23 protein-coding genes are annotated in these 25912 nt (G+C 64.9%); 9 read left to right on the forward strand and 14 right to left on the reverse strand.

Annotated features, from left to right (window positions below; all coding sequences use genetic code 11):
- Nucleotides 1-2 precede the first annotated feature (2 nt).
- Nucleotides 3-794, reverse strand: coding sequence for an enoyl-ACP reductase FabI (locus F464_RS0112535; protein WP_018990168.1), 792 nt, complete (start codon nt 792-794; stop codon nt 3-5).
- A gap of 128 nt (nt 795-922) precedes the next feature.
- Here F464_RS0112535 and F464_RS0112540 point away from each other — a divergent pair, with 128 nt between their 5' ends.
- The 4 genes from F464_RS0112540 to F464_RS0112555 all read left to right on the forward strand — a co-directional run bounded on the left by F464_RS0112540 (nt 923) and on the right by F464_RS0112555 (nt 7132).
- Nucleotides 923-3094 (forward strand): ABC transporter substrate-binding protein, encoded by a 2172-nt coding sequence (locus F464_RS0112540; protein ID WP_018990169.1) that lies wholly within the window; start codon nt 923-925, stop codon nt 3092-3094.
- Nucleotides 3094-4071 carry an ABC transporter permease gene (locus F464_RS0112545; RefSeq protein WP_018990170.1) on the forward strand — a complete coding sequence of 326 codons (978 nt, stop codon included), beginning with the start codon at nt 3094-3096 and terminating at the stop codon, nt 4069-4071. The genes F464_RS0112540 and F464_RS0112545 overlap by 1 nt, the downstream gene beginning before the upstream one ends.
- Nucleotides 4072-4074: 3 nt before the next feature.
- Nucleotides 4075-5490: an ABC transporter permease gene (locus F464_RS0112550; protein WP_018990171.1), complete on the forward strand. Its 1416-nt coding sequence runs from the start codon at nt 4075-4077 to the stop codon at nt 5488-5490.
- Between the two features lie 82 nt (nt 5491-5572).
- Nucleotides 5573-7132, forward strand: coding sequence for a protein adenylyltransferase SelO (locus F464_RS0112555; protein WP_018990172.1), 1560 nt, complete (start codon nt 5573-5575; stop codon nt 7130-7132).
- A 12-nt stretch (nt 7133-7144) separates the two neighbouring features.
- On the opposite strand, the gene smpB is transcribed toward F464_RS0112555, so the two are convergent.
- Nucleotides 7145-7591 (reverse strand): SsrA-binding protein SmpB, encoded by a 447-nt coding sequence (smpB, locus tag F464_RS0112560; RefSeq protein WP_018990173.1) that lies wholly within the window; start codon nt 7589-7591, stop codon nt 7145-7147.
- A gap of 114 nt (nt 7592-7705) precedes the next feature.
- Between smpB and F464_RS0112565 the strand changes: the two genes are divergently transcribed.
- Together F464_RS0112565 and F464_RS0112570 are read left to right on the forward strand one after the other, a co-directional pair.
- Nucleotides 7706-8143 (forward strand): type II toxin-antitoxin system RatA family toxin, encoded by a 438-nt coding sequence (locus tag F464_RS0112565; RefSeq protein WP_018990174.1) that lies wholly within the window; start codon nt 7706-7708, stop codon nt 8141-8143.
- A 2-nt stretch (nt 8144-8145) separates the two neighbouring features.
- Entirely contained in the window at nt 8146-8466 is a 321-nt protein-coding gene (locus F464_RS0112570; RefSeq protein ID WP_018990175.1) for an RnfH family protein, read from the forward strand.
- A gap of 39 nt (nt 8467-8505) precedes the next feature.
- On the opposite strand, the gene F464_RS0112575 is transcribed toward F464_RS0112570, so the two are convergent.
- On the reverse strand, nt 8506-9048 hold the full coding sequence (locus tag F464_RS0112575; protein WP_018990176.1) for a DUF4124 domain-containing protein: 543 nt from the start codon (nt 9046-9048) through the stop codon (nt 8506-8508).
- Between the two features lie 83 nt (nt 9049-9131).
- Between F464_RS0112575 and guaB the strand changes: the two genes are divergently transcribed.
- Nucleotides 9132-10592, forward strand: coding sequence for an IMP dehydrogenase (gene guaB, locus F464_RS0112580; protein ID WP_018990177.1), 1461 nt, complete (start codon nt 9132-9134; stop codon nt 10590-10592).
- Between the two features lie 70 nt (nt 10593-10662).
- Nucleotides 10663-12228: a glutamine-hydrolyzing GMP synthase gene (gene guaA, locus F464_RS0112585; RefSeq protein WP_018990178.1), complete on the forward strand. Its 1566-nt coding sequence runs from the start codon at nt 10663-10665 to the stop codon at nt 12226-12228.
- A gap of 488 nt (nt 12229-12716) precedes the next feature.
- Here the strand turns inward: guaA and F464_RS0112590 are convergent, their stop codons facing one another.
- The 7 genes from F464_RS0112590 to F464_RS0112620 form a co-directional block, all read right to left on the reverse strand.
- Nucleotides 12717-14747: a multicopper oxidase family protein gene (locus F464_RS0112590; protein ID WP_018990179.1), complete on the reverse strand. Its 2031-nt coding sequence runs from the start codon at nt 14745-14747 to the stop codon at nt 12717-12719.
- A gap of 314 nt (nt 14748-15061) precedes the next feature.
- A complete protein-coding gene (locus F464_RS0112595; protein WP_018990180.1) occupies nt 15062-15694 on the reverse strand; it encodes a LysE family translocator in 633 nt (210 codons plus the stop codon).
- A gap of 20 nt (nt 15695-15714) precedes the next feature.
- On the reverse strand, nt 15715-18507 hold the full coding sequence (locus F464_RS0112600) for an AAA family ATPase (RefSeq protein WP_018990181.1): 2793 nt from the start codon (nt 18505-18507) through the stop codon (nt 15715-15717).
- A complete protein-coding gene (locus F464_RS0112605) occupies nt 18507-19214 on the reverse strand; it encodes a hypothetical protein (RefSeq protein WP_018990182.1) in 708 nt (235 codons plus the stop codon). Before F464_RS0112605 ends, F464_RS0112600 begins: the two co-directional genes overlap by 1 nt.
- Nucleotides 19214-20521, reverse strand: coding sequence for a hypothetical protein (locus tag F464_RS0112610; protein WP_018990183.1), 1308 nt, complete (start codon nt 20519-20521; stop codon nt 19214-19216). The genes F464_RS0112605 and F464_RS0112610 overlap by 1 nt, the downstream gene beginning before the upstream one ends.
- A gap of 21 nt (nt 20522-20542) precedes the next feature.
- Nucleotides 20543-21647 (reverse strand): peptide chain release factor 2 gene (prfB, locus tag F464_RS0112615; RefSeq protein WP_157353733.1). Its coding sequence is split into 2 segments (ribosomal slippage): nt 20543-21565 and nt 21567-21647, totalling 1104 coding nucleotides; the frame shifts between segments, so codons are not numbered across the junction.
- A 117-nt stretch (nt 21648-21764) separates the two neighbouring features.
- Nucleotides 21765-22442, reverse strand: coding sequence for an OmpW/AlkL family protein (locus F464_RS0112620; protein WP_018990185.1), 678 nt, complete (start codon nt 22440-22442; stop codon nt 21765-21767).
- Between the two features lie 412 nt (nt 22443-22854).
- On the opposite strand from F464_RS0112620, the gene F464_RS0112625 reads away from it, so the two are divergent.
- Complete coding sequence (locus F464_RS0112625; protein WP_018990186.1) at nt 22855-23349, forward strand: GNAT family N-acetyltransferase; 495 nt, start codon at nt 22855-22857, stop codon at nt 23347-23349.
- 144 nt (nt 23350-23493) lie between these two features.
- Here the strand turns inward: F464_RS0112625 and map are convergent, their stop codons facing one another.
- The 4 genes from map to F464_RS0112645 are packed head-to-tail and all read right to left on the reverse strand — an operon-like array spanning nt 23494 to nt 25898.
- The gene (map, locus tag F464_RS0112630; RefSeq protein WP_018990187.1) at nt 23494-24318 is read right to left on the reverse strand and encodes a type I methionyl aminopeptidase; all 825 of its coding nucleotides are present in this window, start codon (nt 24316-24318) and stop codon (nt 23494-23496) included.
- The gene (locus tag F464_RS0112635; protein ID WP_018990188.1) at nt 24318-24551 is read right to left on the reverse strand and encodes a ParD-like family protein; all 234 of its coding nucleotides are present in this window, start codon (nt 24549-24551) and stop codon (nt 24318-24320) included. The genes map and F464_RS0112635 overlap by 1 nt, the downstream gene beginning before the upstream one ends.
- 55 nt (nt 24552-24606) lie before the next feature.
- Nucleotides 24607-25230 carry a TIGR04282 family arsenosugar biosynthesis glycosyltransferase gene (locus F464_RS0112640; RefSeq protein WP_018990189.1) on the reverse strand — a complete coding sequence of 208 codons (624 nt, stop codon included), beginning with the start codon at nt 25228-25230 and terminating at the stop codon, nt 24607-24609.
- On the reverse strand, nt 25227-25898 hold the full coding sequence (locus tag F464_RS0112645) for a TIGR04283 family arsenosugar biosynthesis glycosyltransferase (RefSeq protein WP_018990190.1): 672 nt from the start codon (nt 25896-25898) through the stop codon (nt 25227-25229). Before F464_RS0112645 ends, F464_RS0112640 begins: the two co-directional genes overlap by 4 nt.
- Nucleotides 25899-25912: the final 14 nt, after the last annotated feature.

Consider the following 25912-nt stretch of genomic DNA (forward strand, 5'->3'; position numbering starts at 1 on the left):
CGTCAGGGCTGTTCCGAGTTGCCGAGCGCGGTGGTGTTGAAGCCGCCGTCAACGTACATGATCTCGCCGGTAACGCCGCTTGCGAGATCCGAACAAAGGAAGGCCGCGGCGTTGCCCACTTCCTCGATCGTGACGTTGCGACGCAGCGGGGCGTTGTGCTCGTTGAACGACAGCAGCTTGCTGAAGCTGCCGATGCCCGATGCGGCCAGCGTCTTGATCGGACCGGCGGAGATCGCGTTCACACGGGTGCCTTCCGGACCGAGGCAGACTGCGAGATAGCGCACCGCGGCCTCGAGGCTGGCCTTGGCGAGGCCCATGATGTTGTAGTTAGGCATCGTGCGTACGGCGCCGAGGTAGGACATCGTCAGGAGTGCACCCCTGCGGCCCTTCATCAGCGGGCGTGCGCCCTTGGCGAGCAGCGGGAAGCTGCCGGCGCTGATTTCCTGGGAGATGCGGAACGCTTCGCGCGAGAAGCCTTCGAGGAAGTCGCCTTCCAGGGCGTCACCCGGGGCAAAGGCGATCGAATGGACGAGACCATCGAGGCCATCCCATTTCTGCGACAACTGGTCGAACAGCGAGGTGATTTCCTCGTCGTTCTGCACGTCGCACGCGAAGATAAGGTCCGAACCGAATTCGGCAGCCATCTTCGCTATGCGGTCCTGGAAGCGTTCGTTCTGGTACGTGAAGGCGAGTTCAGCACCTTCACGGTGCATGGCTTTGGCGATGCCGTACGAAATCGAGCGATTGCTGAGCAGTCCGGTGATCAGAATGCGTTTTCCGGCGAGAAAGCCCATTTTCGGTAGTGCTCCGTCTTGATGGTCGGCGGATTATAGCCGATGGGCGCCGATGGTCGACGTGCGCAACCACGATCGTATTGCTTCGGGGCGCGACGCGTGCCGGCTTGCAGGTAGAATCAACTGCCATGTTACGCCGTTTCCCGCCCCTGCTGGTGTTTTGCGCCTTCCTCGCCGCCTGCGGGCAGGTGTGGAACGATCCCTATCCGGCGTCGGAGCGGGGGCTCAATCTCATGTACTCGGCATTCACGGATCGTCCGAAGCACCTCGATCCGGTACAGTCGTACAGTGAGGACGAAGCGACCTTCCTTTATCAGATCTATGAGCCGCCGCTTCAGTATCATTACCTGAAGCGGCCTTATACGCTGGTTCCGGGAAGCGCGGCGGCGATGCCGATGGTGCGACGCTTCGACGAGGCCGGGCGCGAGCTCCCGGATAGCGCCCCGGCGTCGCAGGTTGCGAAGAGCGTCTATGAGATCCGGATCCAGCCGGGAATCCTCTACCAGCCGCATCCTGCGCTTGCGCGGCGGGCGGATGGCTCCTTGCGCTATGCGGCCTTGTCCTCGGCCGAGCTCAAGGGCGTCCGGGGTCTCGACGATTTTGCCGAAACGGGCACGCGCGAACTGGAGGCCGGCGATTTCGTTCATCAGATCAAGCGGCTCGCACATCCACGGCTGCACTCGCCGATTTTCGAGCTGATCGCCGAGTACCTGCCGGGCTTGAAGACCCTGCAGAAGGCGCTCGCCGAAGAGGCTGCCCGGACCTCCGGCGCCCTCAATCTGGAACGCCATGCAGTTCCGGGCATCGAGATCGTCGATCGCTACACGTATCGGATCACGCTGAAGGGCGCCTATCCGCAATTCCTGTACTGGCTGTCGATGCCGTTTTTCGCTCCGGTGCCGCCCGAGGCCGATCGCTTCTACGACCAGTCGGGCATGGCCGAGCGCAACCTGACGCTGGATTGGTGGCCGATCGGGACGGGCCCGTACATGCTGTCGGAGAACAATCCGAATGCACGCATGGTGCTCGCGCGGAATCCCAATTTCCGCGGCGAGAGCTTTCCGTGCGAAGGCGAGGCGGGCGATCGGGAGGCAGGCCTGCTTGCAGATTGCGGCAAGACGATGCCCTTCATCGACAGGGTCGTGTTCACACGCGAACGCGAAGGCATCCCGTACTGGAACAAGTTCCTGCAGGGCTATTACGATGCGTCCGGCGTTTCGTCGGACAACTTCGACCAAGCCGTGACGATGACCAGCCAGGGCGAGGTGTCGCTTTCGGACGAGATGCGCGAGCAGGGGATCGTGCTGCTCACCTCGGTGTCGCCGTCGATCTTCTACCTCGGCTTCAACATGCTCGACAGTGTCGTCGGCGGCGGAACCGGTGCCGAGGGGCAGGCGCGGGCGCGCAAGCTGCGGCAGGCGATCTCGATCGCGCTGGACATGGACGAATTCGTGTCGATCTTTCTGAACGGGCGCGGCGTGACGGCGATGCATCCGATTCCGCCGGGCATATTCGGCGCACGGGAAGGTGAAGCCGGCATCAATCCGGTGGTGTATGAGTGGCGGGACGGCCATGCCGTGCGGCGCAGCAAGGACGAGGCGCGCCGCTTGCTCGCCGAGGCAGGATACCCCGATGGGCGCGATGCGAAGACCGGGGAGCCGCTGATCCTCAACCTCGACACGACGCCGGGCGGCCTGGGGGACAAGGCGCGCTCCGACTGGCTGGCGAAGCAGTTCCGCGAACTCGGCGTGCAGTTCGTCGTGCGCGCGACCGACTACAACCGCTTCCAGGACAAGATCCGCGAGGGCAACGCGCAGTTGTTCTTCTTCGGCTGGAACGCCGACTATCCGGATCCGGAGAACATGCTGTTCCTGCTGCATGGCGGGCAGGCGAAGGTGAAGGAATCGGGCCAGAACGCGGCCAACTACGTGAACGCGGAGTACGACCGGCTGTTCGAGAAGATGAAGAGCATGCCCGACGGGCCCGAGCGACAGGCGGTCATCGATCGCATGATCGCGATCCTGCAGCAGGATGCGCCGTGGATTTTCGGATTCCATCCGAAGGCCTATTCGCTGCAGCACGGCTGGGTGCTCAATCGCAAGACGGGGAGCATGGTGCGCAATACGCTGAAGTACCAGCGCATCGATGTCGAACGGCGCGACGCCGCGCGGGCGCAATGGAATCGGCCGGTCGTGTGGCCGCTGCTGCTGCTTGGCGCGCTCATGGCGGCGGCGATTGCGCCGGCATTCATTCATTACCGGCGGCGCGAGCGCGCGACGGCAATGGGGGGGCGCCGCTGATGTTCGCCTACATGCTGCGCCGGTTGTTGTATGCGGTGCCGATCCTGATCGGCGTCAATCTCGTGACCTTCGCGCTGTTTTTTGTCGTCAATTCGCCCGACGACATGGCGCGCATGCAGCTCGGGGTGAAGCGCGTGACGCCCGAAGCGATCGAGCGCTGGAAGGTCGAGCGCGGGTACGATCGGCCGCTGTTCTTCAACACCGCGGCGAAGGGGAGCGGGCAGGTCACGGAGACGATCTTCTTCCGGAAGTCCCTGCGGATGTTCACCTTCGACTTCGGGCGTGCGGACGATGGACGGGACATCGCGCAGGAGATCCGCGACCGCATGGGGCCATCGCTTGCTCTGGCCTTGCCGACTTTCGTGCTGGGCTTGTTCGCATCGGTCTCGTTCGCGCTGATCCTCGTGTTCTTCCGTGCGAGCTACCTGGATTTCTGGGGTGTCGTGCTGTGCGTGGCGATGATGTCGATATCGAGCCTCTTCTACATCATCGGCGGACAGTGGCTGATCTCCAAGCTGTGGGCGCTGGTGCCGATTTCGGGCTACGCACCGGGGCTCGACGCGTGGCGCTTCCTCGTTCTGCCGGTGGTGATCAGCGTGATCGCCGGCGTGGGCTCGAATGCACGCTGGTACCGGACGATCTTCCTCGAGGAGATCTCGCGCGATTACGTGCGGACGGCGCGCGCAAAGGGCTTGTCCGAACGTGTCGTGCTGTTCCGGCACGTGCTGAAGAACGCGATGATCCCGATCCTGACCGGTGTGGTCGTGGTGATTCCGCTGCTGTTCATGGGCAGCCTGCTGGTCGAATCGTTCTTCGGCATCCCGGGGCTGGGCAGCTACACGATCGACGCCATCAACGCGCAGGATTTCGCCGTCGTGCGGGCGATGGTGTTCATCGGTTCGGTGCTGTACATCGTCGGCCTGATCCTGACCGACATTTCCTATACGCTGGTCGATCCGCGCGTGAGGCTGGAGTAGGCGATGGGATTCCTGCCCGTTGTGCTGTGGACCGATGCGCTGTTTTTCGTGCTGCTCGCGATCGGCGCCGCGACAATCGTCCATGTCCGGCGTGAGGCCCCGCTGCGCGCCGCCTGGGGCAGGGTGGGGAGCCGCGCCGCCGGCATGGCTTCGGCAGTGATCCTGCTCGCCTTCCTCGTCATCGGCATCGCCGACAGCCTCCATTTCCGCGCACAGCTGTCGGCTGCGAACGGCGCGGCAGAGAGTGCGCCGGTCGCTCACTCGTCCGAGGTGCTGAGCGCGCTGGATGTCCTGCTCTCGTCCTTGCGCACACGCGTCGAGAAGACCTATTCGGCCCCCTTCGCGACGGCCTTGTACGCCCGCGAGACCGTCGAACTTCCCGGGGGAGGGCAATCGCGCATCTATCCGCGGCTCGCGTGGGGCGGGGCTCATCTGGGTGAGGCGACCGGCGAGCGCGATGCGGATGTCGCAAGACGGATCGCGACCGGCCTTGCCGGAGCAGCGGGGGGCTGGATCGCCGTGGCAGCGATCCTCGTCCTCATGCTGGCCCGCAGGCGCGGGAATGGGATGAGCGAGGCGGTGCGCGCCCTGTGGCGGGGAGAGACCGCGCTTGCGTGGCGGGCTGCGCTCTTCACGCTCGCCTGCGTGCTCGTGGTGACGATCCTGGCGATCAGGCTCGCGCCGTACTACCACGTCTTCGGCACCGACAAGGTCGGGCAGGACGTGCTTTACCTGTCGCTCAAGAGCGTGCGTACCGCGCTGATCATCGGCACGCTGACGACGCTCGTGATGCTGCCGTTCGCGGTCGCGCTGGGCATCATGGCGGGGTATCTCGGAGGCTGGGTCGATGACGTGATCCAGTACATCTATACGGTGCTCAATGCCATTCCGGGCGTGCTGCTGATCGCCGCCGCCGTGCTGATGATGCAGGTGGTGATCGACACCCATCCGCAGTGGTTCGCGACCGCAGCCGAGCGTGCGGACGCACGGCTCCTGGCCTTGTGCCTGATCCTGGGCATCACGAGCTGGACCGGGCTGTGCCGGCTGTTGCGCGGCGAGACGCTGAAACTGCGCGAACTGGAATACGTGCAGGCGGCCCGTGCCTTCGGGGTCGGCACCGCCGCCATCCTGCGCCGCCACGTGTTGCCCAACGTGATGCACATCGTGATGATCGCGCTGGTCATGGACTTTTCCGGTCTTGTGCTGGCCGAAGCGGTGCTTTCCTATGTGGGCATCGGTGTCGATCCGACCACGATCAGCTTCGGCACGATGATCAACGCGGCGCGCGCCGAGCTCGCACGCGAACCCATGGTTTGGTGGTCGCTGATGGCCGCCTTCGCCTTCATGTTCGTGCTGGTGCTCTCCGCGAACCTGTTTGCCGACGTCGTGCGCGACGCCTTCGATCCGCGCCGTTCCTGAGCGCCGCGGACGGTGTCCGCGAACCAAGCACGGCCGCTGCCGTCTCATACGGGCAGCCCCCAACCCCACGTATCACCACATAATGAAAACGATCAACTTCGACAACCGCTTCGTGCGCGAACTGCCGGGTGACCCGGAAGCGTCGCCGCATGTCCGCCAGGTGCATGGCGCCTGCTACTCCCGCGTGATGCCGACGCCGGTCGCGGCGCCGCGCCTGATCGCCTGGTCGCCCGAGGTTGCCGGGCTGCTCGGCTTCGATGAGGCCGATGTCCGCTCGGCAGAGTTCGCGCAGGTCTTCGGCGGCAACGCGCTGCTGCCCGGCATGGAGCCCTACGCCGCCTGCTACGGCGGGCACCAGTTCGGCAACTGGGCGGGGCAACTCGGCGACGGACGCGCAATCACGCTCGGCGAAGCGATCAATCCGCATGGCGAGCGCTGGGAGCTCCAGCTGAAGGGCGCCGGGCCGACGCCCTACTCGCGCCGCGCGGACGGCCGTGCGGTGCTGCGTTCGTCCATCCGCGAGTTCCTGTGCAGCGAGGCGATGCATCACCTGGGTATCCCGACCACCCGTGCCCTGAGCATCGTCGCCACGGGCGAGGCGGTCGTCCGCGACATGTTCTACGACGGGCGGCCGCGGGCCGAGCCGGGTGCGGTCGTGTGCCGCGTGGCACCGTCGTTCATCCGTTTTGGTAACTTCGAGATCTTCACCGCGCGCGGCGACGAAGGCTTGCTGGAAAGACTGGTCGACTTCACGATCGCGCGCGATTTTCCCGGTATCACCGGCGAGACCGCGACGCGGCGGGTGGAGTGGTTCAATGCCGTGTGCGAACGCACGGCGCGGCTCGTCGCCCACTGGATGCGCGTGGGCTTCGTGCATGGCGTGATGAACACCGACAACATGTCGATCCTCGGACTGACGATCGATTACGGTCCCTATGGCTGGACCGACAACTTCGATCCGGGGTGGACGCCGAACACGACCGACGCGCAGGGGCGCCGCTATCGCTTCGGCAACCAGCCGCATATCGCGCAGTGGAATCTCCTCCAGCTCGCGAACGCGCTGTATCCGGCCTTTGGTGTGGTCGAGCCGTTGCAGGACGGCCTTTCACGCTACGCGGCGGTGTATGAGGCCGAAAGCCGCAGCATGCTTGCCGCGAAACTCGGCCTCGAGGAACTGCGGGACGAGGACGATGGGCTCGTCGAAACCTTGCACGAGCTGATGACCACGGCGGAAGTCGACATGACGATTCTGTTCCGCGAGCTCTCCCGCGTGGATGCGGAGGCGCCGACTCTAGAACCGCTGCGTGAGGCCTTCTATGCCGACGACAAGCTGCGCGCGCACGAGGCGGCATTCGCCGAGTGGTTGGGGCGCTACGCCGCACGCGTCCGTACGGACGGAGTGCCCGCCGAGGAGAGGAGGTCGCGCATGAACGCGGTCAATCCGCGCTACGTGCTGCGCAACTACCTCGCCCAGGAGGCGATCGACGCGGCGGAGCAGGGCGACGATTCGCTCGTGTCCGAACTGCTCGACGTGATGCGCCGCCCTTACGACGATCAACCCGGGCGCGAACGTTTCGCGGCGCGCCGTCCCGACTGGGCGCGCAACCGCGCAGGGTGCTCGATGCTGTCGTGCAGCTCGTAGGACAGCTTCGCGTCAGACCTTGACCTTCATTAGGCGCGCCTTGTCGCGTTCCCAGTCCCGCTCCTTCGCGTCCTCGCGCTTGTCATACTGCTTCTTGCCCTTCGCGAGCCCGACCAGCGCCTTGATGCGGCCCTTGGTGAAGTGAAGATCGAGCGGCACGAGCGCGTAGCCGGCGCGTTCGACCTTGCCGATGAGCTTGGAGATCTCGTTACCGTGGAGCAGGAGCTTGCGCGTGCGCACGGGGTCCGGCGTGATGTGCGATGACGCGGCGGGCAGCGCCGTGATGTGCATGCCGACGATGAAGATCTCCCCGTTGCGGATGATCACGTAGGCTTCCTTGATATTCGCGCGGCCGGCCCGGATTGCCTTGACCTCCCAGCCCTCGAGCACGAGTCCGGCTTCGTACTTCTCCTCGATGAAGTAATCGTGGTAGGCCTTGCGGTTGTCGATGATGCTCATGCGGGTTCTGGATCCTGTGCCTCGCGGCTGGTCCGCGGGAAGCGGTCGTTGGCGGTGCGTTGCGGTAGAATCGCCCATTTTAGCAGTTCGGCAAAGCGCCGGTCCCACACGCATATGGCTGAAGTCAGGAAGCAGGTTCTGATCGAGTTCACCCCCGCGCAGATGTTCGAGCTCGTCGACCGCTGCGAAGACTATCCGCAATTCCTCCCCTGGTGCGGAGGCGCGGATGTGCAGGATCGCTCGGAAAACAAGACGGTTGCGACGCTACACATCAGCTATCACGGCATCAAGGCGAATTTCACGACCGAAAACGCCAAGGTATTTCCGGGCGAGATGAAGATCGGCCTCCGCGAAGGCCCGTTCACGCATCTCGACGGCCTGTGGCGATTCACCGCTCTCGGCGACACGGCGTGCAAGGTCGAGTTCAACCTGCACTACCAGTTCTCCAGCAAGCTGCTGGAAAAGGTGCTCGGCCCGGTGTTCAGCCACATCGCGAACACGTTCGTGGAGTCATTCATCAAGCGCGCGCAGCAGGTGTATCCGAAGAGATGACAATGGCCGCATTCATCGACGTGGAAGTCTCCTACGCACTGCCTTCGAAGCAGGAGCTGATCAAGGTCCGGGTCGCCGAGGGGGCGACGGTTCGCGATGCGATCGAGGCATCTGGCGTCCTCGTGAAGCACCCCGACATCGAGCTCGACGGTCGTAACAAGGTCGGCGTTTTCGCCAAGCTGACGCGACTCGATACCACACTGCGCGATCGCGACCGCGTGGAGATCTACCGGCCGCTCATCGCCGACCCGAAGGCCGTACGGAAGAAGCGTGCCGAGGAAGGCAAGGCGATGAAGAAGGGCGGCGGTCCGGCCGAAGAATGAGGGTCGTGCGCCCCCGCCGGACGAATCCGGCTGCGGCGCCTACCTGCAGTTCTGGTCGATGTAGCGCTGCGAGTTCTCGATCTCGGCCGTGCGTGCGGCATCGTCCATGAGTTCGCGCTGACCTTCGCTGTTGAAGCGCGTGATGCGGCGGCTGTTCTTGAGCCCCGCGATCTGGCTGCGGGCCTGCTCGCAGCTACGGGCGACTTCGGCCGCCCGCTGGCGCTCCTTTTCCGCCTTGGCTTCGGCCTCTGCCGTGGCCACTTTGCGCTGGCGGAATTCGGTTTCCTTTTCCGCCATCGTCTTGGGTTTGGACGGATCAGCCTTTGCCCCCGCCGGTTTGCCGGCCGCGGCGCCGTCGGTCGCGGGTTTCTGCTCGGCCGCGTCGCCGGATTGATCCGGTGCGACTTCATCCCTCATCGGCACCTTGGCCCGGCTCGCGGGTTTGACAGCTTTCACGGCTCCGGTCGGAGGAGGCGTGTCGGAGTAGTTGATCCGTCCCTGCGCGTCGCGCCACTGGTACACCTGAGCCGCTGCGGGCAGTGCAAGGGTCAGGCTCAAGACGAGCAGGCTAAGGCGACGCATCGGACGGGCTCCATTGAAAAGCGCCGCTTACCATGAATCCGCGGCATCTGTATAATACGGATTTGGCCGAAAGGATAGAAGCCATGCGAGTGATTCAGAAGGCGCTGACGTTCGATGACGTCCTTCTCATCCCCGCCCACTCAACGGTTCTCCCCCGCGATGTCAGCCTGCGGGCACAGCTGACTCGCAACATCCGCATCAATATTCCGCTGGTATCCGCCGCGATGGATACGGTGACCGAATCCCGCCTGGCGATCGCGCTGGCGCAGGAAGGCGGCATCGGCATCATCCACAAGAACCTTCCCGTCAAGCAGCAGGCGGGGATGGTCGCGAAGGTGAAGCGTTTCGAGTCGGGCGTCCTCAAGGATCCGATCACGATTTCTCCGACGATGAGCGTCCACGATGTTGTCGCGCTGACACGTCAGCACAAGTTCTCGGGCCTGCCCGTCGTCGAGGGAAAGCGCGTGGTCGGCATCGTCACGAACCGTGACGTTCGCTTCGAGACGAACCTCGATCAGCCCGTTTCCGCGATCATGACGCCGTTCGACCGTCTGGTCACGGTCAAGGAAGGCGACAGCCTCGAGGAGGCGCGCCGCCTCATGCACAAGCACCGCCTCGAGCGGGTGCTGGTGCTGAACGAGGCCCGCGAGTTGCGCGGACTGATCACCGTGAAGGACATGATGAAGTCCACCGAGCATCCGCTGGCTGCCAAGGACGACCTTGGCCGGCTGCGCGTCGGTGCGGCGCTCGGGGTTGGCGCCGGCACGGAAGAACGTGCGGAAGCACTGGTCGAGGCGGGTGTGGACGTCGTCGTCGTCGATACGGCGCACGGCCACTCGCAAGGCGTGCTCGACCGCGTGAGCTGGGTGAAGAAGAATTTCCCGCATGTCGAAGTGATCGGCGGCAACATCGCTACCGGTGCTGCTGCGCGCGCGCTGGCCGATGCCGGAGCGGATGCCGTGAAGGTCGGCATCGGGCCGGGTTCGATCTGCACGACACGGATCGTCGCCGGCGTCGGTGTGCCGCAGGTGACGGCGATCGACAACGTCGCGACCGCACTGGCAGGCACGGGCATTCCGCTGATTGCCGACGGCGGCATCCGTTTCTCGGGCGACATTTCCAAGGCGATCGCCGCCGGTGCGAACGTCGTGATGCTGGGCGGCCTGTTTGCGGGCACCGAAGAAGCTCCGGGCGAAACGGTGCTGTATCAGGGACGTTCGTACAAGTCCTACCGCGGCATGGGCTCGCTCGGCGCGATGCAGCAGGGCGCTGCGGACCGGTATTTCCAGGAGTCCGACGGCAATGCCGACAAGCTCGTCCCCGAGGGCATCGAGGGCCGCGTGCCGTACAAGGGTGCGGTCACCGCGGTGATCCACCAGCTCGTGGGCGGTCTGCGTGCTTCGATGGGTTACCTCGGCTGCGCGACGATCGACGAGATGCACCGCAAGGCGGAGTTCGTCGAGATCACTTCGGCGGGCGTGCGCGAATCGCACGTGCATGACGTCCAGATCACCAAGGAAGCGCCCAACTATCACGTGGATTGATTCCTCGCTGACCTAAAAGGCGGCCCCCGGTGGGCCGCCTTTCCTTTTTTCGTACCCCTGAGACCTCGCCATGGCTCACCAGAATATTCTCATCCTTGATTTCGGTTCCCAAGTCACCCAGCTCATCGCGCGCCGCATCCGCGAACAGCAGGTGTACTGCGAGATCCATCCGTTCGACGTGACCGACGAGTTTGTGCGCGACTTCGCGCCGGCCGGCGTGATCCTGTCCGGCGGCCCGAACTCTGTCTATGAGGCGGTGGGCTGGCATGCGCCGCAGGCTGTCTTCGAACTGGGTGTGCCGGTGTTGGGCATCTGCTACGGCATGCAGACGATGGCACAGCAACTGGGCGGCAAAGTGGAAAGCTCTGGCAAGCGCGAATTCGGCTACGCCGAGATTCGTGCCCGCGGTCATTCGGAGCTCTTCCGCGGCATCCAGGACCGGACGAACGACGAGGGTCATGGGCTGCTCGACGTCTGGATGAGCCACGGCGACAAGGTCACCGAGATGCCCCCGGGCTTCAAGGTGATCGCGAGCAACGAATCCTGCCCGATCGCGGCGATCGCCGACGAATCGCGCAAGTTCTACGCCGTGCAGTTCCATCCGGAAGTCACGCACACGATCCAGGGCAAGGAGATGATCGCCCGCTTCGTGCACGAGATCTGCGGCTGCGGCCACGACTGGAACATGCCGGACTATGTCGCCGAGGCGATAGCGAAGGTGCGCGCGCAGGTCGGCAAGGAGGAGGTGATCCTCGGCCTGTCCGGCGGCGTCGATTCGTCGGTGGTCGCGGCGCTGCTGCATCGCGCGATCGGCGATCAGCTGACCTGCGTGTTCGTCGACAACGGCCTGCTGCGCCTGAACGAGGCCGAGCAGGTGATGCAGACCTTCGCCCGCAATCTAGGCGTCAAGGTGATCCATGTCGACGCGACCGAACAGTTCATGGGCCACCTCAAAGGGGTCTCCGATCCTGAGCAGAAACGCAAGATCATCGGCCGTGAGTTTGTCGAGGTGTTCCAGGCCGAAGCGCAGAAGCTGCCGAATGCGAAGTGGTTGGCGCAGGGGACGATCTACCCGGACGTGATCGAGTCGGCCGGTTCGAAGACCGGCAAGGCGCACACGATCAAGAGCCACCACAACGTGGGCGGGCTGCCCGACACGCTGAATCTCAAGCTGCTCGAGCCGCTGCGCGAGCTGTTCAAGGACGAGGTCCGCGAACTGGGGATCGCGCTGGGCCTGCCGCATGACATGGTTTATCGCCACCCCTTCCCCGGCCCGGGCCTCGGCGTGCGCATCCTCGGCGAGGTGAAGAAGGAATTCGCCGACCTGCTGCGCCGTGCGGACGCGATCTTCATCGATGAACTGCGCGCGGCCGACTGGTACGACAAGACCAGCCAGGCCTTCGCGGTCTTCCTGCCGGTGAAGAGTGTCGGCGTGATGGGCGACGGCCGCACCTACGAGTACGTCGTCGCGCTGCGCGCCGTGCAGACGCAGGACTTCATGACGGCGCACTGGGCCGAGCTGCCGCACAGCCTGCTGGGCAAGGTGTCGAACCGGATCATCAATGAAGTCCGGGGTATCAACCGTGTCGTGTATGACATCTCAGGGAAGCCGCCTGCGACCATCGAGTGGGAGTGATAGCCGTCATCACACAACAATAAAAACAATAACTTAATGCCGTATCGTTGATGATTGGAACGAATTATTAACGAGCAGAAACCCCGGCAAGTGCTGGGGTTCCTTGCTTTCTGGACCCTGCCCATCGTCGGCGAACCGGCTCGAACTGACGGTATTCTTAACGGTATACGCCGCTAGGTGTAAGGGAATTGCTCGTTTACCGTCTATATGCCTATCATATATATGACGGTAAACCAGACCGGTGATCAACGACGGATCAAGCTACTATCGCAGTCGAACCGAGCAGGCCACGGTTGCCTGACTCAAACAAAACGGCCTCCGCGAAACCCGGGGCAATTCACGGTGCAGGAAGGCAAGATAGAGATCTGCCCCGGCCCCGGCGGGCGGGGGTGCGAGATCAGGCTGTGGCTACCGCGTAGCACACCGGCGGCGAACGCGACCGACCGTCACCCTTCGTAAGCCTTCACCGGACTCCTGCGAGGCGGTCTTCAATCGACCCCGAGCACGCGCATCATCTCGTGGTCCTCGTGCGACAGGATGTGGCAGTGCCAGACGTAACGCCCCCGCTTGTCGAAGCTAGCCTTGATGCGCGTTACCTGGCCCGGCAAAGCTGTGACCACGTCCTTGGGTGCGTTCTCCACATAGCCTTCATTCGGTCCGAGGCTCACAGCGGCACCGACACTGATGTCGGAGATGGCCGCCACCGCGCCGAGGGCACCATTGTGCTGCAGCACGGATAAGGGCTCACCCTCCGCGAACTCGATTTCGTTGCGCCCTACGACCTCGAAGTTGACAAGATGTAGATGCACCGGGTGGGCGTCGCCGGTGAAGTTGTGAATCTCCCACATTTCGGTCACATCGAGGGCCGGCGTCTCGGTCGGCGGCTGGAACCAGGTGAAGGCGGTTGCGGTGGCGTCGGCATTGACGACGCCGAGCAGGGGTTGAAGGCGACCGAATTCGTCCTTGCCCTCGAACAGCGCAACCTTGCGCGTCGCCGTCGGTTCGCCAACCTGCGTGCCGAAACCCAGCTCGCCCGCCGAGTCATTGAAGGCGTGCACATCGAAGCTGTCGGGCACGGCCTGCTCGAACGACATGGTCACGTCGAAGGCCATGATGCGGTCGGTCTGACGGTCGGGGAATACATCGTCAGGGTCGAACGGCTCACCGAAGTCTCCACCGAAGGGTGCATCCGCACCGATGTTCTCCATGATGATCCGCTGGCCCGCAAGGTCTGCGAAATCGATTACGACGTCGTAGCGACCGCCGGGCTCAAACACCAGCCGGTCGATCATGTTGGCTTGGGACGCCAGCCCCTGGTCGGCACCGATCACGTAAAACGGTAGCGGGCTGCCCGCCCCCTCCAGATCGGTGGCCGCCAGCGAAGCCGCAACTCGGAAGCGGAGGATCAGGAAGCGCGAATCCGAGCCGTTGAGCAGGCGCAGGCGGTAATGGCGCGGCTCCACGTCCGCCTTGGGCCAGATCTTGCCATTGACTACGATGTGGTCGCCGAAGAACTCGGCAAGCGCGGTCGGGCCGCCGTGCGGAAAGAGTTCGGACGGCAACTCCGCGTCCTCGCCGTCGATGAAATCCTCATAGAACGGATCGCCCGGGAAGGCCGGATAGAACAGCTCGCCCCTTCTGGTAAACATGCGATCCTGGACCGCATACGCCAGCTCGTAGGGAAACGCAGGCAGGCCGAGCGGATTGCGCGGCAGGCCCGTATCCCACTCATCGCGCACAAAGTAGAAGCCCGCAAGCCCGGCATAGACGTTCAGTCGGGTGATGCCGAGTGCATGGTCGTGGTACCACAGGCTGCCCGCCCGCACCCTATTGTCGTAGCGGAAGGTATTGGTGAAACCATCGGGAGCGAAGTCCCACTGCGGGCCCTTGACCTTGCCATCCGGGCTGTAGAAGAACTCCGGGTTGCCGTCGAACTGGTAGTCGCTGTGGCCGCCGTGCAGGTGCGTGATGATGGGCACGCCATCGCGCTCGATGCTGAACTGCCGGTAGTCGACGCCATTGACCGAACTGTCGCCGTGCAGCGAATAGCACCAGTGGGTGCTGGTATCGACCGGCAGCAGGTGCTTCCTGCCCTGAAGCTCGTTTTCCCAGCGCACCACGGTCTCGGCCGCGCCACCCGCAGAGGCACTCATGACCTGGAAAGTCTGCCCGGGCCAGGACACGGTATCGGCGCCGTAGCCCCACACCTTGGTCTTCAGCCGCCTGCCGCTGTGCGGATCGACGAGTCCGGTTTCCTGCACGGTCTCCCGCGCGCGCAGGCTGAAATTGGGTGCCTGGACCGGCCTTCCGTTGCTGTTCAGGTCCTTGAAAAGGAAGGCCGGGTCCAGCGCATTGGGGGCCGATTCGACGAACTTGAATTGCAGCGCCGGGTCGCTAAGCGCGCCGGCGCCAGACAGCAGTGCATACGCATGCGCGGTACGAAGAAATGGATGAAGCGGGAGCGCAATGCCGGATCCAGCGAGGGCACAAGTCTTCAGAAAGGAACGACGGGTGAACATTTCTGACCTCCACGAATCTACGCGCGGCCTGCCGTGCAAGTTGAAGTTTGCGGCCTGTTTCAGCAGCTGCACTGCCCGGACTTTGCCATTGGTCATGATCCGCGCCGGCTAAGGTGCGCGGCGCGGATCATGTTCTTTTTATAGCGGTATATTGATGGATTCTGAAATTGCGAGCCACGACTTCTCGGCGCCGGATGTGTCGGGCATGCGGAGTCCCTCGCTGGATATCCGGTTCTGCAGGGCTGCGTATCGCCGCCATGCCGATGAATTCAGCTTAGATCACCGTGAGCGCGGCACAAGGCCGCGTCGCGCTGTCAGTCCTGCGTCGCCGCGAGCTTGGCCCCGAATCCCAGGAGGAGAACCCCGGTGGCTCCGTCCATGATCTGGCTTACGCGAGGGCGCTCGAGGAGGCTGCGGGCACGGTCTACCATCAGGACGAGCAGTCCCTGCCAGACCATCGCGATCGTAAAGTGGATGGCGGCCATCGCAAGCGACTGGATAATTGCCGAGTGGGCAGGGTCGATGAATTGCGGCAGGAAGGCCATGTAAAAAATGATTGGCTTCGGGTTCAGCACATTCGACAAAAGCCCCTCGCGCAGTGAGGTCATCGCCGGAACGACCCTCGCACCTTGCACCGTAATCCGCATGCCCTGTGCGTGCCACGCGGAGCGCAGGCTCTGGATGCCCAGCCACGCGAGATAGGCCGCGCCGGCAATCTTCATCGCGGCAAACAGCGTCGCGGAGCCGAGCAGGATCACCGACAGCCCCAGCGCGGAGACGGTGGCGTGCGCGAACAGTCCGAGGCAGATGCCGAGGCTGGTAAGCAGTCCGTCGCGCACTCCGCCGCGGGCCGCATTACGCATGACCAGCAGTGAATCGACCCCGGGCGACATGGTCAGCGCGGTGATGGCGACGAGGAAGGGCAGCCAGTGGAAATCTTCGAACATGCTCGGTATGCGAGGATACGTTATGCGGTCGCGCGCGCCAGTACGCCGATGGTCGGCGCCCATTCTTCGCCTGGCTTCTTCTTGCGCGTGACGAGCGTCAGCTGGGCCGGGGCGAAGACGTTGGCGTTGTGGGTCACCGGCGTGGTGATCAGGTACTGGGCGCGCGTGGCACGCAGGAAGGTGCCGACGCGGTCGATGTTGGCGACGTCGAGGTGGGCGAAGGGTTCATCGATGAAGACGAAGCCGCCGGGGCGCGCGTCGTCCATTAGCAGCGCAATCAGCAGGATGAGGGACTTCATGACTTGCTGGCCGCCGGAGGCTTCGCCGTCGTTGAGCCCGACCGCGCCCTTGCGGTCGAAGTCGAAGCGGACTTCGAGCCCTGCGTGGCCGAGGGAGAGGTCGTCGTTGCCCAGTGCCGGGGCAGGGCAATCGACGCCGACGCCCGCGAGTTCGCCGAGCGCCTTGAGGTTCTTGCCGTACTGGCGAACGGTGGCGCGCAGCTTGGCGATGTAGGCGGTGCGCGCGTCCTCGGTGAGCCGGCGCGCGGTGGCGCAATAGCCCTGGCGCTCGAGGTAGTCGCGTTCGCGCTGGGCGACGTCGGCCTTGAGGCGTTCCGACAGGGTGATGACGGTCGGGTCCTTGACCCAGTCGCCCTCGTCGAGGCGCGCGCGCAGGCGGTCGCGCTCGCGGCGTGCGGCGGCGGCGTTTTCGTAGCGTTCGGCCAGCAGCGCGATTTCGGCCGGGTCGCGCCAGTGCGCCGGCATGCCGCGACGCAGGGATCGCAGGCGCAGGATGCGCTGTGCCTGGGTGTGGCGGCGCGGTGCGGCACCGGTTTCGAGTTCGGTGATGCGGCCGTCTATGGCGCGCAGTTCGCGGTTGCGGCGGTCGATCTCGATCACGACGCCATTGATGCGGCCGGCAAGTTCGTCCAGTGCTCCCTGTGTGTCGGCTCGCTGCGCGATGGCGGCGGTGAGCGCGGCGCGGGCGGTGGGCAGGGCGGCTTCCGCCTCGGCGTAGGTCTCGGCCTTTGCCGCAAGCAGTTGAGCGGATTGCAGGCCGAGCAGGCGCTGGCGCAGCGTGGTGAGCTCTTCGGCAGCCTTGGCGACCCTGGGGCGCAGGTGCTGGAGCTGGCGATCGAGCCCGTTGATGTCGTCATCGAGCTGCGCGATGCGCGCCTGGCGGGCGAGTTCGCCGAAATGGAATTCGGCGGGGCGGCCCAGGTGGCGGGCGCCGCGGCGCTCGCGATGGTAGCCGTCGCGGGTGATCCATTCGATCTCGCGCGGAAGATCGCGGGCGGCTTCCACGCTGTCGACGCGCCGGATGCGGTTGAGCAGGTCGGCGAGCCAGCGCGGGGCGGCAGCGGAGAAGCGCACCACCTCGGCGAGGCTGCGGGCGGCTGCCGGCGGAGCCTCTTCGCGCTCGGGCACGACGAAGTGGCGGAAGCGTTCGCGTTCGCCGAGCGCCCACGCGGCATGACGGTCGGACTCGCGCTCGAGCAGGATCACGTGCCGATAGGGGCGCAGCACGGCTTCGAGCGCGGCCTGCCACGCGGCGTCGGTGACCTCGACGATTTCGGCGAGGCCGCAGTGGCGGATCCCTTCGGCGTCGAGCAGCGCGCGGAAACGGGCGACCTCGGGATCGGACGGTGGCCCCGAACGGCTCCTGGCATTGCGCAGCGAAGTGGTCTTGTCCTCGAATTCGGCGACGAGCGTGCGTTCCCGCGCTTTGAGTTCGCGCAGCGCGGCTTCGGCCGCTTCGTGCTGCGTTTCGAGTGCGACGGCGTCGGCGCCGTGCTCGGCGGCGAGCTGAGTACGCAGGTTGTCGCGTTCGGTGATGAGTTTCTCGAAATCGCGGACCGTGTCGTGCGCTTGCAGGTGTGCCGCCCCGGCGGCGTCATGCTCGGCGCGAAGCATGTTGCGGCGGCCTTCCGCCTCGGTCTTTTCGGCCTGGACCTCGTCGAGACGCAGGCGTGCGGCGCGCCGCTCGGCTTGCTTGAGCGCGTATTCGCCACGCTGGCGACCGAGTTCATTACGTTCGGCGACGACGTCGCGCGCGAGCTCGGCTGCCTCCAGGCGCGGGACGATCTCGGCTTCGAGCGCGTGCGTCTCGTCCGCGAGCTGCTTCCACTGCAGGTAGTTGTCGGCTTCGAGGCGCCGCCCTTCGGCCTGCGCGCGCAGGCGGTCGAGGTCCAGGCCGAGGTCGTCGAGTTCGCGCTCGGCGCTCTTCTGTTCCTCGCGTGCGGCCTGGTAGTTGTCGAGCACTTCCTTGTCGCCGAAGACGTCGAAGACGAGTTCGAGCAGCGCGCGCGGGGAGTATTCGCACAGCTTGTCGGTATCGCCCTGCTCAAGCGAGAGCACTTTCGCGATCGCGGGCGTGAGCCCGCCCCAGGCGAGGCGATTCTGGTAGTCGCGCAGCCCGACCCAGTCTTCGGTCTGCTCCAGGACCTCGATCGGCTGGTCGCCGTCGATGATGGCGTAATCGCGTGTCCATTCGCCGCCGGCACGGCGGATGCGGCAGGCGAGGGTGACTTCGTCGTGCAGGCAGGGGAAGAACGGGCGGCGGCCGGTGGCGCCCGGCTTGTTCGCGACGACGGCGCGGATCCAGGCGAAGCTGCGCTCGGCGCGGCGCACGTAGCGGCGGAAGTCGCGCTTGCCGGAGCAGCGCAGCGCGAACAGGGTGCGCAGGGCGTCGAGCAGGGTGGTCTTGCCCGAGCCGTTGGGGCCGACGATGGTGATGATCTGCGCGTCCAGCGGCAGCGTAAACCGGCGCCAGTAGTCCCAGTGGACGAGTTCCAGTTGCTTGATGTGGAACATCAGGCGTTTTCCTCTTCGTCGTCGACGTCGGGCAGGACTTCGGCCTCCTCGAAGGCGTTGGCTTCGGGAACGGCGTGCCCTGCGTTCTTGAGCACGTCGGCGAGCGTGCCGTGGATGATGCGGTCGGCGAGCACGCGATAGTCGAGCGCGACATCGAGCAGGGGGCCTTCGTAAAGCACGCCGTTGCGCCGCTCGATGAAGCCCAGCCGGGCGAGTTTGCCGAGCATGAAATTCTTGACCTTGGTCTTGCCGCCCAGCAGCTGGCCGAAGTCGGTGAGGAGGGAGGCTTCCGAGAGTCCGCCGGAAACCGCTTCGCCGTGAACGACCGGCTTGTCGGCGCCGAACATGTCACCCTGGCCGTCGTCGGCCAGTTCGCGCCGGGTCACCTGGCGCTCGCGCTTGGGCAGGATGACGAGCGACCAGATGACGACGAGCAGGGCAATCTCGTCGCGCGTGAGCCCCACGTTGCTCGCCGCGTATTCGCGCCGGGCGCCGAATACCGGTTCGAACATCTCGGGGGTGAGCACGGCGGCGACGTGGCTGGCGTACGGGTTGTCCTGGATTTGCAGGCCGACGGCTGCGAGGCGGTGGTCGAGTTCGACGCGGAAGGTCTCGTCGACCAGCGCGCGGCGTACCAGCCGGTCGTTGCGCGGGAGCCAGCGGTGGGCGAGCAGGCGCGCGGTGAGGGTCTTGAGTTCGTGTTCCATCAGGCGTCCATGTGGGGGCGCGCGTTCGCGGTTTCCGTGGATGCGGAGGAGGCGGGGCGGGGGGCCACCCGGCCCTCGGACATGGCGGCGATCTCGTCGTCGCCGACCGGGATGAGCGCATCGCCGAAGTGGACATCCACGGGAAGGCGCATGAATTCGCCTACCGGCCCGTCGGCTGGGCCGGCGGATTCGCCGTCGGCCAGCAGCGCCAGCAGCGACAGGCGGTAGGAGGCGGGCGCGAAACCGCCGCCGGCCACCACGGTGTGCAGCGGGGCGGAGTCGGGCAGGGTATCGAGGCGTCGCGCAAAGTGTTCGAGCAGGGCGAGATCGTCCTGCTCGGGCGCGGCGCTCACCGCCGCGGCGTCGGGGGGCGGCAGTGCGTTGTCGGTTTCGCGGGCGCGGACCTCGTCGGAGAGCACGCCCTCGGCGCGGTCGATCAGTTCGTGGCCGCCCGCGAGCAGCCGCAGCTCGGGTACGACGAGGAGGGCGCCCTCGGCAAAACCGGCGAAGGAGGCGGCATCGAGTCCGCGCAGCCAGGCCGCGACGTCGGACGAGGAGATGCCCGATGCGCCCAGGGTGACGCGCTGGGCCTCGATCTTGTTGAGCGCGCGCTGGAAGCTTGCGTCGGCGCGAGCGAGCCTGGACTGGGCGAGGCCGATGCGTTGTGCGACGCGCGCGATCTCGAAATCGACTTCCGGGTCAGCCAGCAGGCCTTTGAGGATCTCGGTGCCGCGCCCGAGCCAGCGCTCGTTGGCGGAAAGCCGGCGGCGTGCGCCGAGGATCTGGAACTCCGAGCCGGAGGCGATCGCCTCCTCGAAATGCCAGGTGAGATCGTTGAGCTTGGAGAGCAGGTGGCCGAGCGCTTCGGGTGTGACCCTGCCCACGGCCTGCAGGCCGGCGAGCTGGGCGGTGAGGAAGCCCAGTTCCGCGTCCTCTTCGGCCGAGAAGCGCAGCAGCATGGCGATGGCCGCCACGGCGTTGCGGCCAAGGTCCGAGAGGTGGTAATTGCCGTCGTCCGCATAGGCGAGGAGCTGGTTGTCGCGCAGGCGCTTCAGGACGGTTTCGAGCTTGACCGGGTCGAGGTAGGTGAAGCGCGCGCGCAGGGCGTCGGGCGACCAGCGCGGGGATTCCGCTTCCTGACCGATCTCGCGCAGCACCAGCAGGCGCAGCATGACCTCCGCCTCGGAGCCGCGGAACAGCGTGATGAAGGCGTCGATCAGCGGCCGCGCCGCGACGAGCGGCGCGAGTTCCGGCACATCGTCCGCGGCAACGCCGGGGGCGAGGAAATCAGCGAGCTCAGGCGTCATGGGCGTGCGTGGACTGGCCGCTCAGACACCCTGCTTGAGGCTCGCTGCGATGAAGTCCTCCAGGTCGCCGTCGAGCACGGCCTGGGTGTTGCCGACTTCGTAGTTGGTGCGCAGATCCTTGATGCGCGACTGGTCGAGCACGTAGGAGCGGATCTGGTGGCCCCAGCCGATGTCGCTCTTGGAGTCTTCCAGCTTCTGCTGTTCGGCCTGGCGCTTGCGCAGTTCCAGTTCGTACAGGCGCGCCTTCAGCATGGACATCGCCTCGGCCTTGTTCTTGTGCTGCGAGCGGTCGTTCTGGCACTGCACGACGACGCCGGTCGGTTCGTGCGTGATGCGCACCGCGGAGTCGGTCTTGTTGATGTGCTGGCCGCCGGCGCCGGACGCGCGATAGGTGTCGATGCGCAGGTCCGCCGGGTTAATGTCGATCTCGATCGAGTCGTCGACTTCCGGATACACGAACACCGACGAGAAGCTGGTGTGGCGGCGCGCGTTGGAGTCGAACGGGCTCTTGCGCACGAGGCGGTGGATGCCGGATTCGGTGCGCAGGAAACCGTAGGCGTATTCGCCGCTGACCTTGATCGTGGCGCCCTTGATGCCGGCGACTTCACCTTCGGACTCTTCCATAAGCTCGACAGTGAATCCCTTGCGCTCGCAATAACGCAGGTACATGCGCTCGAGCATGCCCGCCCAGTCCTGGGCCTCGGTTCCGCCGGCGCCGGCCTGGATTTCGATGAAGCAGGAATTCGGGTCCATCGGATTGGAGAACATCCGGCGGAATTCGAGTGCGTGCACCTTGGCCTCGAGCGGGTCGAGATCGGCCTCGACGGCGGTCAGGGTGTCCTCGTCGTCCTCGGCCTGAGCGAGGTCGAACAGGTCCTTGAGGTCGATGGACGACTGCTCGATGTCGCGCAGGTTGACGACCACGTTCTCGAGCTGACGTTTTTCCTTGCCGAGGTCCTGAGCCTTCTCGGCATTGTTCCAGACGGCCGGGTCTTCCAGCGCGCGGATTACTTCTTCGAGCTTCGACGCTTTTTCGTCGTAGTCAAAGATACCTCCGAAGTTCGCGACCGCGGGCTTGCAGGTCGTCGAGTTTCAGGGAGATGGCGTTGACGCGTTCGGCTTCCATGGCGGGGCTCCGGAGAATCTGGAAAGCCGATGAGTATACCGTGATCACAGAGCGCCGCGCCGAATGAAAACGGCGACCCGCGGGTCGCCGTCTGGATTGCCCTGTGTTGCTGCGGGCTCAGAACTTGTAGCCGATGCCGACCATGTACACCCACGGATCGATCTCGACACTGACCTTGACCTTTCCGAGCGCCGGATGCCGGGCCGTGGCTTGACTGTCGATGCCGATACGCCACACGGCCGCATTAAGCACAACCCTGTCGGTCAGCATGTAGTCGACGCCGGCCTGCAGGGCGAGTCCCCAGGAATCCTCGCGATCAAGGTGGGAAAAGCCCTGTGCCTTGCGCCCGTCCGTCAGCTCTTCATTGAAGAAGGTCGTGTAGTTGATGCCGGCGCCGACATACGGCTGCCACTTGGAGCTGGAATCGAGCGGGAAGTATTGCAGCGTAACGGTCGGAGGCAGTTGCTCGATGGTGGCGAGTTTGCCGTTGAGGCCCGCGGGCAGGCCCTTGACGCTGACGCTGTGCTTGAACGGGGTGGCGGCGAGGAGCTCCACGCCAACGTGATCCGTCAGCATGTAGCCGAACGTCAGACCGAGCTGCGTATCGTCGCTCACATCCACGCTGGATCCTGCAACCTTGCCGGTTGCAGTCGACGAAACATGCGAATCGCCGATGTCCGGATCAACCTTCGCTGCACCCGCGCGGACGATGAAGTCGCCGGCCTTGTAGGCATGTGCAAAGGGGCTTGCAGTGCCCAGGGCGAGCAGGGAGACGATGACTAACGATTTTTTCATGAGCTACTCCTCTTGCATGACGCGAATGAATTGTGGGGCATAGTACCCACTTTTAAGGTGTGGCTATGTGCGTTGCACAAAAATTTCGCTCACGTTTGACGAATGTCAAAAGAAACCCATGTCGTCGGTGCGGGATATACTCATCTAGGGTTAGTGCAGCCATGGCGCGGGTTTCAGGCGGGTCTGCGAAGGTCCGACATCAACATCTGGCCGATCCAGTCGTTCCGGATATTCATCGCACGGTGAAAAACGACCCAGTTTTGCTGCAGTGCTACATTGGAACGGCCACATGAATGCTGCTTGAGCGCATGTCCTGGCCGCGAATTCAGGCGTGGGCGCATGTCCGCGAGCAGGGGCAGCCGGCAGCGGTATGATTGGCGCTCGCACGAAACAAACCCCGGGAAACACACACATGCCCATCGAAATCGTTCGCGCCGATTATCGCGATCCCGTTCATGCGAAAGACATTATTGCGTTACTGGACGCTTATGCCCGCGACGCCATGGGGGGCGGCGAGGCTTTGCGGGCCGACGTCAAGGAAAGGGTCGTGGGGGAGCTTGCACGCCTGCCGCATGCCTTCAGCCTGATCGCCTACGCGGACGGTGTCGCGATGGGGCTGGCGAATTGCTTAGAAGGGTTTTCCACCTTCGCAGCACGGCCGCTGATCAATATTCACGATTTCGTGGTTCTTGCGGAGTACCGCGGGCGCGGGGTGAGCCAGCATCTGCTGGAGGCGGTGGAGGCCGCTGCCAGCGAGCGGGGTTGCTGCAAGATCACGCTGGAAGTGCTGAGCGGTAATGAAGTGGCGCGGGCGGCCTATGCGAAGTTCGGTTTTCGCGATTACACGCTCGATGCGCGCGCAGGCAGCGCGCTGTTCTGGCAAAAGCCGCTGGGGAACCACCCGTAGCGGAGCCATGGGGGGCGGCGGTCTGTCGTGAGCCTGTCACAGGCGTGCCGCAGGGGCCCTTGGTCGGATGCTTCGAGCGCCGCGCACACTTGACGACCCGTCGCTCCATCCCGTGGCTGATCCGATCGCGAAACAGACAACCGGCTACCCCTGCGCCGGTACAAGGACGTCCGCCGCGATCGCCGGGTAGTCTCCACAGCCATCCGGCCAGGGGGTGAGGATCTCGAAGCCGTCTGCCGTGACCGCCACCATATGTTCCCACTGCGCCGAAAGCGAGTGGTCCCTGGTGACCACGGTCCAGCCGTCGGCCAGTTCGCGGGTTTCGGGACGGCCGGCGTTGATCATCGGTTCGATGGTGAAGACCATGCCGGGTTCGAGCGTCAGGCCGGCGCCGGGCCGGCCGTAGTGGAGGACTTGCGGCTCGTCGTGGTAGATGTCGCCGATGCCGTGGCCGCAATACTCGCGCACCACGGTGAAGCCTTCGCGGTGGGCGACGGCCTGGATGGCGTGGCCGATGTCGCCGAGCGTGGCGCCGGGACGGACGGCGAGGATGCCGGCGCGCATGGCTTCGTATGTCGTCCGGACGAGTCGCCGGGCGAGGACGCCGGGCTTGCCGACGAAGTACATGCGGCTGCTGTCGCCATACCAGCCATCCTTGATGACGGCGACGTCGATGTTGAGGATGTCTCCGCCGTTCAGGCGCTTCGAGGACGGGATGCCGTGGCAGACGACGTGGTTCACCGAGGTACACAGCGTTTTCGGGTAGCCGTGATAGCCGATGTTCGCCGGAATCGCCTGCTGCACCTCGACGATGTAGTCGTGGCAGATGCGGTCGAGTTCGTCGGTGGTGACGCCTGGTCGGACGTGGTCCCCGATCATGCGGAGGACATCAGCCGCCAGAGCGCCGGCGCGCCGGGACATGGCGATCTCGGCCTGCGAGCGGATCGGAACCTGCTGCTTCTTTGCCATCAGGCCACCTTGCTCGGGTTCGTCAGCGGGGAAAGTGCTTCGGGTGTGCCGTGCGCGACTTCTTCCTGGATCAGGATCTGGCAAATTTGACCATAGCTCAGCGTCGGATTGAGTTCCGCGAGCATTCCGACGCGCAGCCAATGTTCGGCCTGGCTGTTGATGGAACGGCTCAGCGCGGCGCTGGTTCGGCGCAGCGCCTCATGTACCTGCTCCGAGATCTTGACGATTCCCACGAAGTTACCCTATGTACGGTTTGTATATATTCCGTATATTAACACTTCCCGCTGATCATGCAGACCGTGAGATGAGCCAGTCCGCGGGCAGGAAACGGAGATCCGGCGGCTCGTCGATATCGTGCAGCGGGGGGCGGGACAGCACGCTCCATCCCAGGCGCCCCATGTGGCACAAGGTGTCGAAGGCAACGCTATCCGTGCTCCACGGGATGTCGTGGAAGACGAGTGGATGAAAGGCGCGCAGGCCCAACAGGGCATAACCTCCATCGACGGTGGGCTGGATGAAGGCATCATGCGTGTCGAGAGCGCGGGACGCCGTTAGCAGATCGTCTGCGCTGATGGTCGGACAGTCGGTGCCGATCAGCAGGACTCGTTCTCCCCGGGCGGGCGAGCGTGCGGCGGCTCGGGCCATGCGGGCGCCGAGGTCTCCTTTCCCCTGGTCGCTCCAGGTCAATTGCCCCGGCAGTTGCAGGTTCGACCAGACCGGATCCAGTGGATCGGGCGTGGTGCACAATTCGACTGGTCCGAGTGCTGCGGCGAGTGCGTTGCTCACGGTGTGGCGGAGCATCTGCCGCGCGAGCCGTGCGGCACCCTCCGGGCCGAGAGCCGGGATCAGGCGGGTCTTGGCAAATCCGGGGATCGGTGCCTTGGCGATGATCACGATCCGTGTGGCGGTCATCGGTAGGCCTCGGCGAGCCGGCTCGCGGGAACGCCGCGCCAGTAATTCCAGCGCAGTCGCCACATGAGGAAGATGGTGCGCCAGACGCCGCGCGATTCCCAGCGGCGCCCGGAAGTCGTTACCTTGCTGCGAAGGCAGGCGGGCCGGCTGCGGGCGAGGAGCCGCCGCGACATCTCGATGTCCTCCATCAGCGGCTGATCCGGGAAGCCGCCGAGGGACTCGAAGGCTTGCCGCGTCATGAACATCGCCTGGTCGCCGGTGGCGATACCGGTGATGCGCGAGCGCCAGTTCATCATGCGGGCGACGATCCCGAGCATCCAGGGGCGGCCCGCGATGTGCACGTCGAAGCGCCCCCATTCGCGTCCTGTGCGAAGACTCGCGTCGATGGCCTGCAGGGCGTCGGTCGGGAGCGCCGTGTCCGCGTGCAGGAAGATCAGCGTGTCGCCGTGCGATGCCGTCGCGCCGGCGTTCATCTGGCAGGCCCGGCCCCGCCGACTGCGTATCACACGAAATCCTGCCGCTTCGGCAAGACTCGCGCTGCCGTCCTGGCTACCGCCATCCACGAAGAGCACCTCGACACCTGCCTGAACGAGCGGCGCCAACTGACGGGTCAGAGCGGGCAGGTTCGGCGCTTCGTTGAGGAGGGGGATGATGATCGACGGTCGCATGTTTTTTCGCCGAA

The organism is Aromatoleum toluclasticum ATCC 700605, assembly GCF_000378245.1.
Lineage (GTDB): Bacteria > Pseudomonadota > Gammaproteobacteria > Burkholderiales > Rhodocyclaceae > Aromatoleum > Aromatoleum toluclasticum.